At 63.9% G+C, this 12,833-nt stretch carries 10 protein-coding genes; 8 read left to right on the plus strand and 2 right to left on the minus strand.

What is annotated here, in order from left to right; all coding sequences use genetic code 11:
• The coding region (locus tag JHD80_RS09830; protein ID WP_199086560.1) for a CopD family protein at positions 1–1,250 on the plus strand (1,250 nt) is incomplete at its 5' end.
• Positions 1,251–1,295: 45 nt separating this feature from the next.
• Here the strand turns inward: JHD80_RS09830 and metC are convergent.
• A complete protein-coding gene (metC, locus tag JHD80_RS09835; protein ID WP_199086561.1) occupies positions 1,296–2,465 on the minus strand; it encodes a cystathionine beta-lyase in 1,170 nt (389 codons plus the stop codon).
• Positions 2,466–2,784: 319 nt separating this feature from the next.
• On the opposite strand from metC, the gene JHD80_RS09840 reads away from it, so the two are divergent.
• The 7 genes from JHD80_RS09840 (at position 2,785) to JHD80_RS09870 (ending at position 11,511) form a co-directional block, all read left to right on the plus strand.
• On the plus strand, positions 2,785–3,567 hold the full coding sequence (locus JHD80_RS09840) for a MetQ/NlpA family ABC transporter substrate-binding protein (protein ID WP_199086563.1): 783 nt from the start codon (positions 2,785–2,787) through the stop codon (positions 3,565–3,567).
• A gap of 236 nt (positions 3,568–3,803) precedes the next feature.
• Entirely contained in the window at positions 3,804–5,345 is a 1,542-nt protein-coding gene (locus JHD80_RS09845; RefSeq protein ID WP_199086565.1) for a glutathione ABC transporter substrate-binding protein, read from the plus strand.
• Positions 5,346–5,355: 10 nt separating this feature from the next.
• The gene (locus JHD80_RS09850) at positions 5,356–7,176 is read left to right on the plus strand and encodes an ABC transporter ATP-binding protein (RefSeq protein ID WP_199086567.1); all 1,821 of its coding nucleotides are present in this window, start codon (positions 5,356–5,358) and stop codon (positions 7,174–7,176) included.
• A 43-nt stretch (positions 7,177–7,219) separates the two neighbouring features.
• The gene (locus JHD80_RS09855) at positions 7,220–8,140 is read left to right on the plus strand and encodes an ABC transporter permease subunit (protein ID WP_199086569.1); all 921 of its coding nucleotides are present in this window, start codon (positions 7,220–7,222) and stop codon (positions 8,138–8,140) included.
• Entirely contained in the window at positions 8,137–8,991 is an 855-nt protein-coding gene (locus tag JHD80_RS09860; protein WP_199086571.1) for an ABC transporter permease, read from the plus strand. Before JHD80_RS09855 ends, JHD80_RS09860 begins: the two co-directional genes overlap by 4 nt.
• 171 nt (positions 8,992–9,162) lie before the next feature.
• Entirely contained in the window at positions 9,163–10,140 is a 978-nt protein-coding gene (locus JHD80_RS09865; RefSeq protein WP_199086573.1) for an ATP-grasp domain-containing protein, read from the plus strand.
• 264 nt (positions 10,141–10,404) lie between these two features.
• A complete protein-coding gene (locus JHD80_RS09870; protein WP_199086574.1) occupies positions 10,405–11,511 on the plus strand; it encodes an LLM class flavin-dependent oxidoreductase in 1,107 nt (368 codons plus the stop codon).
• A gap of 28 nt (positions 11,512–11,539) precedes the next feature.
• Here JHD80_RS09870 and JHD80_RS09875 read toward each other — a convergent pair whose 3' ends face one another.
• Complete coding sequence (locus tag JHD80_RS09875; RefSeq protein WP_199086576.1) at positions 11,540–12,832, minus strand: LLM class flavin-dependent oxidoreductase; 1,293 nt, start codon at positions 12,830–12,832, stop codon at positions 11,540–11,542.
• Position 12,833: the final 1 nt, after the last annotated feature.

Raw genomic sequence — 12,833 nt, forward strand, 5'->3', positions numbered from 1 at the left:
CAGCACTGGCACCCGCGTTCGCCCGGCGCTTCACGCCGCTCGGTTTGGCGTGCGTCATCGTTCTCGCTGCAACGTCGGTCTCCCAGGCGCAGGCGCTGATCGGCAGCCTGCCGGGACTGCTCGGGACGGCCTACGGCAAGCTCGCAATCGCCAAAATCGCTCTGTTCGGCGGGCTCTTGCTGCTGGCTTGCGCCAATCGTTTCCGCTTCGCGCCAAGGGCCGAGACAAGCGGTTCCGCACGCAGCCTTGCCCTCTCGGTCGCCCTAGAGGCCGGCCTTGGACTGGCCATCGTCGCCGTTGCGGCCGCGCTGGCCAGCCGGCCGCCGGCAATCCACGAGCAGCCCGTCTGGCCTTTTGCCGTGAGGCCGGTGCCCGCCTTCTGGGACGATGCTTATCTGCGCGACGGGCTTTTCCGCCTGCTGGCCCCCGTGGCGACAGCCCTTGCGCTTTTCGTCGCGGCCCTGTCGCTTCGCAAGCTGCGCTGGCCAGCCCTTCTTGCCGGCGCCATCGCGTTGGCTTTTGTGCAGATCCCCCCATGGCGCCCCTATGTCGTCGCTGCGGTTCCGACGAGCTTCCAGGGGTCTCCGACAGGCTATGCCGCGCGCTCCATCGCGACCGGCCGGGAACTGTTCCAGCGCGATTGTGCGCGTTGCCATGGCGCGGACGTGCGCGGGCGCGGCCCCGTCGCGATCGCGCAATCCGTATGGCCGCCAGACCTCTCCGCACCGCTGATCGCGGGGCGCCCCGGCGGCGAGCTGTTCTGGTCGATCCGCCATGGAGTCGGCCCGATGCCGCCAGCGGGTCAACTGGACGATGCCGCGATCTGGTCGCTGGTCGACTTTATCCGCCTGCGGGCCGGAGCTCGTATCTTCTCGCCCTCCGAGATGAGTTGGTCCGGTGCCGCGCGCATGCCCGGTTTCGTCGCGCGTTGCGTCGGCGGCACCATCGTCGTGCCGGGCAACGGCGTGCCTCTGACGCTGCGGTTCGGTCGTGACGAACCTGGCGCAGGCGTCGAAGTTCAGGTCGACGGTGCGGGTCAGCGATGCGCTGTCGAGGACCCCGCCCCCTTGGCCGCAGCTTTGGCCGAGATCACCGCCAGCGCCTCAGCGCCGGCGCTCGTTCTTGTCGATGCGAATGGCTGGTTGCGGCGCGCGTTCAAGGCGGAAGGCGATGGTGCTCCGGACAAGGTCGCATCCGAACTTGCCGAAATTCGTCGGCGCCCTCTGGAAGGCGCCGGTCTCCATCACTGACGGCTACATCCGGCGGTCATCGATTACGAGGCCGCAGGGAGATCGTCAGGAACCGCCCCCACCGGCTGAGATGAGTGCTCTTTCCAGATCCGCGATCAGGTCCTCGACATCCTCGAGGCCGATGTGGAGGCGGATCAGTGCGTCCTCGGCATCGGCCCGCTTCAGCGTACGGTCCGCGAGATTGACTTTGGCCGCGAGGCTTTCATATCCGCCATAGGAGTATCCGAGCCCGAACACGCTCAACGCATCGAGAAGCCGATGGGCATCGACGCCATCCCGCAAGCTGAAAGAGAACAGGCTGGCGGCTCCCGAGAAATCGCGTTTCCAGATGGCATGGCCGGGATCGGATTCCAGGGCAGGATAATAGACACGCTTGACCTCGTCGCGCCCCTCCAGCCAGCGAGCAACGGCCAATGTCGACTCCTGATGCACCGCCAGTCTGCGGCCCAACCCGCGAAGGCCGCGCAGGATGAGATAGGCATCGTCGGACCCGACGCACATGCCCAAGACCATGTGACCGCGATACAGCTTGGGCCAGAGCTGCGCGTTGGTCGACACCGTCCCCATCAGAACGTCGGAGTGGCCACCCAGGTACTTCGTCGCTGCGTGGATGACGATATCGACGCCTTGCTCCAGGGGCCGGTAATACAGCGGCGTTGCCCAGGTGTTGTCGACCACCGTCACGATTCCCTTCGGCCGGCAGACTGCGGCGATCGCCGGAATATCCTGCATGTCGAAGGTATTCGAACCCGGCGTTTCCAGGAAGACGACGCGCGTTTCCGGGCGAAGATGCCGGGCGATATCCGCCGCCAGCAACGGATCGAAATATTCGACCGACACGCCCATCCTCGGGAGCACCTCGTTGGCGAAGCGCCGGGTCGGGCCGTATACGGAATCGGTGATCAGGACATGATCCCCGGCCGACAGGAACGTCAGCATCGGCACGGAGATCGCAGCGAGGCCGGATGGAACGAGGACCGTCCCGGCCGCGCCCTCAAGACCGCTGATCGCCTCGCAGAGAGCATCGGTCGTCGGCGTGCCATGCGTTCCGTAGTTGTATTTCTGGTCCTCCGCGATCAGCGTCCGCGCGTCTGGGAACAGGACCGTGGACGCACGAACAACCGGCGGGTTCACGAACCCGTAGTACTCCATGGGGTCATTGCCACCATGGCCCAGTCGCGTGTTGGGACCATGCGACGCGTCAGCCTTGGCCATGAAACTCTCCTCGGACAGTCCGCGCGAAGGGCGACCCGGACGGCAGCTCTTCGCGGTGACCGGGCCACTTCGTCAAGAGTTGCTTGCCATGTCCGCCCCGACCGTGAATGAACACAGGAAATTCTTCTCTTGCGGGCAGGTAAGGTAGATTGTTTTGGCAACAAAAGAGCAATATTCGCAAGTGCACAAAATCTGACCTTTGATACAAGATTGGCCATGAAGAACTCGGCGCCCCGTGAGATGGCCCAATTTCTTCTAAGCAACAAAATCTTGATGTGCGCCGCGACTTGGATTCGCAGCGATCTTAGGACACTCCATCATGAAGCGTTTGATTTTCGCGGCTCTCGCCGTCCTGTCTGCAGCGGCAGTGCCTGCGCTGGCCAATGACAAGCTCAAGGTCGGCATTTCCGGCGGAGATTCCGAAATTATCTGGGCCGCGGTCAAGGACATCGCCCAGAAGGACGGGCTCGACATCACGGTCGTGGTGTTCAACGACTATCTTCTGCCCAATGAGGCGCTCAACGCCGGGGATCTAGACGCAAATGCTTTCCAACACCGGCCGTTCTTGGAAAACCAGATCAAGACCAAGGGCTATAAGATCACGCCCATCGCCGAGACGATCGTTGCCCCGATCGGCCTCTACTCGCGGCAGATCAAGTCGATCGGCGAACTGAAGAACGGCGCGTCGATCGGCATCCCCAACGACCCGTCCAATGGCGGACGCGCGCTGCTGCTGTTGCAGTCGCAGAAGCTGATCAAGCTCCAGGACAATGTTGGGCTCGTACCCAGCGTCCTCGACATCTCCGAGAATCCGAAGAAGCTAAGGTTCAATGAGATCGATGCCGCGCAGCTTTCGCGGACCCTCGACGACCTGGACGCGGCGGTGATCAATACGAACTACTCGGTGCAGGCCGGTCTGATCCCCGGCAAGGATTCGATCGCGATCGAGACCTCCGTCAACAACCCCTACAACAACTTCATCGCTGTCCGCACAGCCGACAAGGACAAGCCTGTCTTCAAGAAGCTCGTGGCTGCCTATCAGAACGAGACCATTCGCCAGTTGGTCAAGGACAAGCTCCCGGGCCAGTTGCCGGCGTTTTGAGCATCCAAAGGCGGCTGTCGCTCGTGCGACGGCCGCCTCGATCGCCGCCAGACAGTCAATTCGGCAAACGCAACCCTGTCCTCGATCCAGCGGCAGTTTCGGCTCCCATAAGGCGCGTCCAAACTATCTGTCATATCGCCCCAATTCAGCGTGCCCGCACTATCGATCCTGCCCCAGCGACTTGTGGCGCCTAAAGCATGGATATCGTGGTCGCCGGCAGCAAAGGAAACACACCGATGGTCTCTTCGCTCATCAACCGTCGCTCTCTGCAGATTGCAGCACTCACCGTAGGGCTTGGCCTTGCCGCCCCGGCGCTGGCCGCCGGTCAGATAACCGTCGGCGTCGGCGACAATATTCTGGGGCTCGACCCAACCGATCTCAACGATTCCGTGTCGCTCTCGGCCAGCAGGCTGTTCTTCCAGGGGCTTTATGGGTTCGACCGGGATCTGAAGCTCGTCCCGGTCCTGGCCGAAAGGACTGATGTGAACGCCGATTCCACGCAGTACACGGTCCATCTGCGCAAGGATGTGAAGTTCCACGACGGTACGCCGTTCAACGCCGAAGCCGTGAAGATCAACTACGACCGGTTGCGCGACCCGGCCAACCATCTCAAGCGCCAGAGCCTGCTCGAAGCCATCGACAAGGTCGAGGTGGTCGACGATTTCACCATTCGCCTCGTGCTCAAGGCACCTTCCGGCGTTCTCCTGAACTACCTCGCCCATACCGGTGCATCGATCCTGAGCCCGAAGGCGATCGCGCAATACGGCAAGGAGGTTTCGCGCCACCCCGTCGGAACCGGCCCGTTCGTCTTCACCAGCTGGGCGACCGACAATCTCAAGGCTGCGCGCAACCCCGATTACTGGCGCAAGGGCCTTCCCCGCGCCGATGGCGTGATCATCCGCAGCGTGGGCGAAAGCGGTGCGCGTTTGGCGCTGCTGCGCTCGGGCGAGGCGCAGTTCATCTTCCCGCTGCCGCAGGAAACCGTCCAGGTGGTGGAAAAGGACAGCCGCCTGGCGATCGACAAGACGCCGTCCATCGTGACCCAATATGTGGCGCTGAACACGCAGAAGAAGCCCTTCGACGACGTTCGCGTCAGGCAGGCCCTGAACTACGCGATCGACAAGAACGCCTTCATCAAGGTGGTCTATAACGGCTTCGGAATTCCCCAGGACGCGCCCGTCGCCCCCGGCATCGCCTTCTACAGCAAGCAGGGCGTCTGGCCCTACGATCCGGCCAAGGCCAAGCAGCTCCTGGCCGAAGCCGGCTATCCCGACGGGTTCGAGACGGAAATCTGGAACTTCAGCAACACGCTGAACAACCGCGCCTCGCAGTTCCTGCTGCAGCAGCTGGCGGCGGTCGGCGTCAAGGTGAAGCTGAACCCGCTGGAAGCGGGCGTCGCGACCACGCGCCTCTGGGGCGCAAAGACGCCCGAGGAGGCGGAAGTCCGGATGTTCTTCGGCAGTTGGGCGCCTTCGACGGGCGATGCCGACTGGGCGCTGCGGCCGCTGCTCTCCAGCCGCAGCTTCCCGCCGGCGCTCTACAACATCTCCTACTTCAAGGATGCCGAGGTCGACGCCGAACTGCAGAAGGGCCTGGGCACCGCCGATGCAGGCCAGCGCAAGGCTGCCTATGACAAGATCCAAAAGCTCGTCTGGGAGAAGACCCCCTGGATCTTTCTTTCCGTCAACACGCTGGTCGCCGGCCGCGACAAGCGCTTGACCGGATTGACCCAACTGCCCGACACGTCCCTCACCTACGAGGATGCGGAGCTCCAGTGACCACGCTTCGATGAGTCAGCCGGACCTCCTCGCGATACGAAACCTCTCGGTCAGCTTTCCGGCTGACAGGGGGCGAACGACGGTCGTACAGAATCTCTCCCTGACCGTTTCGCCCGGCGAGACGGTCGCTTTGGTCGGGGAATCCGGCTCCGGCAAGTCGGTCACCTCGCTCGCTGTGACCCGCTTGCTGGATTACGGGCCGGGTCGCATCGATGCCGGCGAGATTCGCTATCGGGACCGGGATGGCACGGTCCGCGATCTCGTGCGCGAGAATGCGGAATCGATGCGCAGACTGCGCGGCCCTGAGATCGCGATGATATTCCAGCAGCCGATGAGCTCGCTGAACCCGGTCATGCGCATCGGCGAGCAGATTGCGGAAGCCATCGTCCAGCATCGCGAGATCGGTTGGTCCGAGGCCGAAGCAGAAGCCTTGCAACTGCTTGAACGCGTGCGCATTCCCGATGCTCGCCGCCAGCTGAAGCGCTATCCGTTCGAGATCTCCGGCGGCATGAGGCAGCGGGTGATGATCGCCATCGCACTGGCGAGCCGTCCCCGCCTCCTGATCGCCGACGAGCCGACGACCGCGCTCGACGTCACCGTGCAGGCGCAGGTGCTGCGGCTGCTGCGCGAGCTTCGCAACGATCTCGGCACCGGCCTGCTCTTCATCACGCACGACATGGGCGTGGTGGCTGAACTCGCAGACCGCGTCGTCGTCATGCGTGGCGGCGAGCGTGTCGAGGAAGGGTCGGTCACGCAGATATTCGGCGCGCCTGTCCATGCCTACACCAAGAGCCTGTTGGCGGCCGTTCCGGTTCTCGGAAGCCTTGCCGAAACTCCTCTGCCCGCTCCTTTCGCGATCCCACCGGAGAAAGCTGTACCGCAGGATACCGTCGCCGCCGGCGCGCCGATCTTGCAGGTGCGGGACCTGGTGACACGCTTCGATGTGCGCAACGCCTTCGGCATGCTCAACGCGCGCGTGCACGCCGTCGAGCAGGTGAACTTGGATATCCAACCGGGGGAAACGCTGGCACTTGTCGGCGAGAGCGGGTGCGGCAAGAGCACGCTGGGCCGCAGCATCGTAAGGCTGGAAACGCCACGATCCGGGCAGATCGTCTTCGACGGCAAGGATGTGCTTGGCGCTGACGCCGAGGCGAACCCTGAATTGAGGCGCGGCATCCAGTATGTCTTCCAGGATCCCTATAGCGCCCTGGATCCCCGGCTGACAGTTGGTTTCTCCATAGCTGAACCGATCAGGACCCATGCGCTCCGCCAAGGCGCGGCGGTCACGGATCGCGTCGCCGAGTTGCTGGAGCTGGTTGGCCTGCCCACGCATTTCGCTGCTCGGTATCCGCACGAGCTTTCGGGCGGTCAGTGCCAGCGCGTCGGCATTGCGCGTGCGCTGGCATCCGAGCCGCGTCTGATCATCGCCGACGAAGCCGTCGCAGCGCTCGATGTCTCGATCCGGGCGCAGGTCGTGAACCTCTTGATGGCGCTGCAACGCCGTCTCGGACTGTCCTGTCTGTTCATCTCGCACGACATGGCCGTGGTCGAGCGCGTCAGCCATCGCGTTGCGGTGATGTACCTCGGCCAGATCGTGGAGATCGGCCCCCGTCAAGCCGTGCTGACATCGCCGCAACATGCCTATACCCGTCGCCTGCTTGCCGCCGTGCCAATCCCCGATCCGGCGCGCCGACGCCGGGAATTGGCGATCGACGACAGTGAAGTGCCGAGCCCGCTGCGGGCGCCCGATGACAATCCCACGGTCGCTCCGCTCGTCGAGGTCGGGCCCGGCCATTACGTCGCGCGACATCCCGTCGGAGGTTCCTACTGATGGTCGCGATGGCCCATGAACGCCCTGTCGAAGAGGAGACACGATGCTCTTCTTTCTGAGACGGCTTGTCGGGGCGATACCGGTTCTCTTTGCGGTATCGATCTTCGTCTTCGGCTTCGTCAGGGTCTTGCCGGGCGATCCTGCCCGGCTGGTCGCGGGCGCCGATGCGACGGAGCAGGAAGTCGCTTCGGCGCGCCAGTCCCTCGGCCTCGACCGGCCGATCTGGGAGCAATATGTCCGCTACGTCGGCGCGAGCCTGAAAGGCGATCTCGGCGTTTCCAGCCGCACGCGCGAGCCGGTGATCGACGTGATCGCCGCGCGCTTCTGGCCGACCTTGTGGCTGACGCTTGCGGCTATGGGCTGGGCAACGCTGGCCGGCACCTTCATTGGCGTCTGGGCCGGCACGAAACGTGGCCGCTGGCAGGACCAGGTGGCCATGCTCGTCGCCATCGGAGGGCTGTCCTTTCCAGGGTTTTGGCTGGGTTTTCTGCTCATCAACCTGTTTTCCGTCCATCTCGGCTGGCTTCCAACAGGGGGCTTCGACAGCTGGCTGTCGCTGCTCATGCCGTCCTTCACGCTGGGCGTCGGAGTGGCCGCGGTTCTAGCTCGCTTTTCGCGCTCCGCCTTCGTCGATGTCGCCGGAGAGGACTTTGTCCGCACGGCGCGCAGCAAGGGCTTGCGCGAGCGCCGCGTCATCTGGCGGCATGGCGTTCGCAATGCCCTGATCCCGGTAGTGACCCTGACGGGGCTGGAATTCGGCACACTGCTCGGCGGGGCGATCGTCGTCGAAACCGTCTTCGCCTGGCCAGGCCTGGGGAGGCTGCTCGTCGACAGCATCGCCTTCCGCGACTACCCGGTGATCCAGGCCGAGATCCTGTTGCTGTCTGCCGAGTTCCTGCTGATCAACCTTGTGATCGATATGCTCTACGGCGTCCTCAATCCCGAAATCCGGCTTCGGTCATGACGGCTCCGACGATCCGCTCCCCGGCCGGCGAATTCTGGCGGCGATTGCGGCGCCGGCATACGGCGCTTGCTGCCGGCGTCGTGGTGCTGTTGATCGTCCTGATCGCGATCTTCGCGCCGCTGCTGGCACCTTACGACCCCGCAGCCGCTGATTACGATGCCGTCCTGCAGGGTCCTTCGCTGGCGCATCTGGCCGGCACGGATTCCTATGGCCGGGATATCCTGAGCCGTATCATCTGGGGCGGGCGGATCTCGTTGACGGTCGGGCTGGTTTCGGCATTTGCCGGTGGTCTGGTCGGCACCGCGCTCGGCCTGATCAGCGGCTGGGCTGGCGGCTGGGTCGACACGGCGCTGATGCGCCTTTGCGATGTGCTGTTCGCCTTTCCTGGCATCCTGCTCGCCATCGCGGTCGTCGCGCTGCTCGGCCCGGGGGTGGCGAATGTCGTCTGGGCGGTCGCGGTGTTCAGCGTGCCGGTCTTCGCGCGACTGGTACGCGGCACGACGATGGCATTGAAGGAGGCACAATATGTCCAGGCGGGGCGGACCATCGGCGTGCCCGGCAGCAAGCTGATGCTCTACCATATCCTGCCCGGCGCACTACCGGTGGTGATCGTCTATATGAGCCTGCGCATCGGCTCAGCCATTCTCGTTGGCGCCGCACTGTCCTTTATCGGACTAGGCGCGCAACCGCCAAGTCCCGAATGGGGCGCCATGCTGGCAGACGGCCGCGCCTATCTCGGCGTTGCCGACCATCTGACCCTGTTCCCCGGCTTGGCGATTTTCATCGTCGTCCTCAGCTTCAATGTCCTCGGAGACGGCCTGCGCGACGCGCTGAGCCAGCGTCTGCATTAAGCACGAGCAAGGTCGAAATGCCAATTCAACGCTATTCTGAAGGATAAAATTCTCGCCTCATGTCTTTGCCCGACCTCAATTTTCTTATTTTTGCGCTCGGGTTTTAGCCATGCGCCGAGATGACTATGGTTCTTTGAAATCGTCATCCGAGAACCATTGGCAGACTTTTCGATGAGCACGCTTCACGACCCGACGAACGAGCCGCAGGTCTTCGTCATTCACGAAAACGACGCGTGGGTCGTGCCCCTGCGACGGGAGTTCGAAGCGAAGCGCGTTCCCTACGCAGAGTGGTTCATTGACGAGGGCATTCTCGATCTTTCCGCCGCTCCGCCGGAGGGCGTCTTCTACAACCGCATGAGCGCCTCATCCCACACCCGGGGTCACCGCTACGCACCGGAACGGACGGCGGGCGTGCTGGCCTGGCTCGAACGGCATGGACGCGTGGTCGTGAACGGCGGTCGCGCCCTGCAACTGGAGGTCTCGAAGGTCGCGCAGTATGAAGCCCTGGCGCCCTTCGGCATCCGGACGCCGCGCACCATCGCCGTGGTGGGACGCGCGCACCTCCTGGCCGCCGCCGAGCGGGTCGGTTTCCCGGTGATCCTGAAGCACAACCGGGCCGGTAAAGGGCTCGGCGTCAAGCTGCTCTACTCGCGTGAGGCGCTCGCCCAGCATGTCGAGAGCGCCGACTTCGAGGAATCGATCGATGGCATCACGCTCGTGCAGCAATACATTGCCGCTCCCGCGCCCTTCATCACGAGAATGGAGTTTGTCGGAGGCCGCTTCGTTTATGCGGTTCGGGTCGATACATCCGAAGGGTTCGAGCTCTGCCCTGCCGACGTCTGCCAGATCGACTCAAGCTGCGCGACTGTCGCTCCGGGCGACAAGTTCCAGATTCATCGCGCATTCGACCACCCTCTGGTGCCAGCATGCGAGGCTTTCCTGAAGGCCAACGCCATCGGGATAGCAGGGATCGAATTCATCGCCGATGCCGATGGAAATGCCTACGTCTATGACGTGAACACCAACACCAACTACAATCCCGACGCGGAGGCGAAGGATGGTCGGCGCGGCATGGGTGCGATCGCATCTCATCTCGGCGACCTCCTTGAGCAGCACTATGGCCACTCCAGCCTCTCATCGGCCGCATAGGCGTTGGGACGCGACAGAACCTCTCTCGCCGGTCCCAGCTGAGGCCATGAGGGGTACTGGGCGCCTGATCGCAATCCACCTGGGCCAGGTCAGGCCGCGGCGAACTTGGCGTCGCCAACCCTGCGTTCTCCGATCTGGATCAGTCGGCGGCCAACTTCAAAGACGCCAGCCGGCTGAGGCTCACGCACAGCGAACCGGTAGCATGAGAACAGCTCGGAAAGCCCCGGCGATTTCGGGCACCCGCTCAACCCGCGGTCTGGATAAATGACGGAAGCCTGCGAATTCCTCTGGTACATCCCGAACGATGTGAAGCCTGGGCACCGCGGCGATTCCGCGACCGGCGACCACAACAGCCTCGACACGTTGACCAGCCATGCGCTCGCGCTAGAGCGCTTCGGCTGGAAGGGAGCCTTGATCGGGACAGGCTGGGGGCGGCCCGACACGTTTACCGTCGCAACCTCGCTTGCTGCCCGCACAACGACATTCGAGCCGCTGGTCGCGATCCGGCCCGGCTATTGGCGGCCCGCCAATCTGGCCTCGGCCGCTGCGACGCTCGACCATCTGAGCGGCGGCCGCGTCCGCATCAACATCGTCTCGGGGCAGGATGACCTCGCCGCCTATGGCGACGCTGAAGGCGATCAGGCTCAGCGTTACGCGCGGACGCGGGAGTTCATGCAACTCGTCCGCAAGCTGTGGACTCAGGAGAAGGTCAGCTTCAGCGGCGAGTATTTCTCGGTCTCGAATTCAACCGTTCAGCCGCGCATTCTGCAGCGAGCTGGCAGAGCTCATCCCAAGCTCTATTTCGGCGGCGCGTCAGAAGCGGCGGAACGCGTCGCGGCGACCGAGGCCGATGTGCAACTGTTCTGGGGGGAGCCGCTTGCCGAAATCGCCCAGCGAATAGCGCGTCTCAAATCGCTGAGCGGCCAGCTCGGCAGGGAGATTGCGCCGCTGGAGTTCGGGCTGCGGATCACGACGCTGGTCAGAGACTCGACCGAACAAGCCTGGGCCGACGCGGAGGCCAAGGTCGCGACGATGGCGAAGAACAACGGCGCGGGCTGGCACGACCACCAGAATTTCGTCGCCGTCGGCCAGCGGCGGCTGCTCGACCTTGCGGAGCGCGGCGACGTGCTCGACGACAATCTCTACACCGCACCGGGCAAGGTCGGTGGTGGCGGCGCGGGCACGACTTGGCTCGTCGGTTCTGCTGCGGATGTCGCGCGATCGCTGAAGAAATATCGCGATCTCGGGATCACCAAATTCATCCTGTCAGATACGCCCTATCTCGCCGAGATCGAGCGCCAGGGCCTGCAACTGTTGCCGCTGCTGCGTGACGAGCCCCCGGTATCGCAGACGAGTTCGGCGCCGCACTAGGCGGCGCCGACACCAAACCAATAGCCGCCTATACCGCCTTGGCGACCGGCTGCCAGGTCTCGGGAAGAGCGAGATTTCCGCGCAGGGTGGGCGCAGCATAGTCCTGCCGGAAAACCTTGCGCTCCTGCAGGATCGGGACGACCTTCTCGACGAATTCATCGAAGCCGCCGGGCGTGAGGTGGGGCGCGAAGACGAAGCCGTCCGCCGCATCCGCCTGGACATAGCGATCGATCTCCTCGGCGACCTGCGCCGGCGTCCCGACGAATTGCTTGCGCCCGGTCACCTTGATGATGAGCTCGCGGATGCTGAGCTTCTCGCGCTCGGCCAGTTCGCGCCAGGCGCGCGCTGTCTCCAGGCGGTTATCGTAGCGCGCCGCGCGCCCCTGGGCGAGCTGCTCGACGGCGACATCGGGATCGACCTCCGGCAGCGGGCCATCCGGATCGTAGGCCGTGAGATCGCGGTTCCAGACCTGTTCGAGGAAGACGATGGCGTTCTTCGGGCTGACCTGCTGCAGGCGGATGGCCTTCTGTTTTTCCAGCGCGTCTTCGAGCGTCTCGCCCAGGACGAAATTGGCGCCCGGCAGGATTTTCAGGGCATCGCGGCTGCGGCCGTATTTGGCGAGACGCTGCTTCACATCAGCATAGAAAGCCTGTCCTTCCTCGAGGGTGCCATGCCGCGAATAGATCAGGTCAGCATGGCTGGCAGCGAGTTCCCGGCCCTCGTCGGAATCGCCGGCCTGCGCGATGACCGGAGCACCTTGCGGCAATGAACCGGCACCGGTGCGGCCTGCGATGTCGAAATGGGGAGAGCGGATGTGAAAATCGCCGCCCTGCCAGATCGAGCGCGCGGTTTCGAGAAAGTCCCGCGCGCGCTCGTAGCGCTCGCGGAACGGGAGATGGTCGCCGCGGCGGAAATTGGCTCCAGTGAAGGCACCGGGAGAGGTCACCACGTTCCAGCCGGCCCGTCCGCCCGACAGAATATCGAGCGTCGCGAGCTGGCGAGCGAGCGGATAAGGCTCATTGAACGTTGTGGTCAGCGTCCCGATCAAACCAACGTGGTTGGTGATCGAAGCCAGTGCCGTGAGGATAGCCAGCGTGTTCGGGCGGCCCACGACGTCCAATTCATGGAAGCGTCCTTTCTGCTCCCGGACCCTCAACCCTTCGGCGAGGAAAACGAAGTCAAACTTGCCGCGCTCGACGGTTTCGGCGAAGTGCCGGAACGAGGCGAACTCGATCTGGCTGCCGGCGGCCGGATCGCTCCACACCGTGAAATTGTTTACGCCCGGAAACTGCGCCCCGAGGATGATCTGCTTCTTGGACATG

Origin of the sequence: Allobosea sp. ASV33 (genome assembly GCF_016428755.1) — a bacterium.
Classification (GTDB): Bacteria; Pseudomonadota; Alphaproteobacteria; order Rhizobiales; family Beijerinckiaceae; genus Allobosea.

Bases quoted from the DNA above. Each gene is read 5' to 3' on its own strand.
- JHD80_RS09840 (WP_199086563.1), top strand. From the start codon at position 2,785: ATGAAGCGTTTGATTTTCGCGGCTCTCGCCGTCCTGTCTGCAGCGGCA.
- JHD80_RS09850 (WP_199086567.1), top strand. From the start codon at position 5,356: ATGAGTCAGCCGGACCTCCTCGCGATACGAAACCTCTCGGTCAGCTTT.
- JHD80_RS09845 (WP_199086565.1), top strand. From the start codon at position 3,804: ATGGTCTCTTCGCTCATCAACCGTCGCTCTCTGCAGATTGCAGCACTC.
- JHD80_RS09875 (WP_199086576.1), bottom strand. From the start codon at position 12,832: ATGTCCAAGAAGCAGATCATCCTCGGGGCGCAGTTTCCGGGCGTAAAC.
- JHD80_RS09870 (WP_199086574.1), top strand. From the start codon at position 10,405: ATGACGGAAGCCTGCGAATTCCTCTGGTACATCCCGAACGATGTGAAG.
- JHD80_RS09855 (WP_199086569.1), top strand. From the start codon at position 7,220: ATGCTCTTCTTTCTGAGACGGCTTGTCGGGGCGATACCGGTTCTCTTT.
- JHD80_RS09865 (WP_199086573.1), top strand. From the start codon at position 9,163: ATGAGCACGCTTCACGACCCGACGAACGAGCCGCAGGTCTTCGTCATT.
- JHD80_RS09860 (WP_199086571.1), top strand. From the start codon at position 8,137: ATGACGGCTCCGACGATCCGCTCCCCGGCCGGCGAATTCTGGCGGCGA.
- metC (WP_199086561.1), bottom strand. From the start codon at position 2,465: ATGGCCAAGGCTGACGCGTCGCATGGTCCCAACACGCGACTGGGCCAT.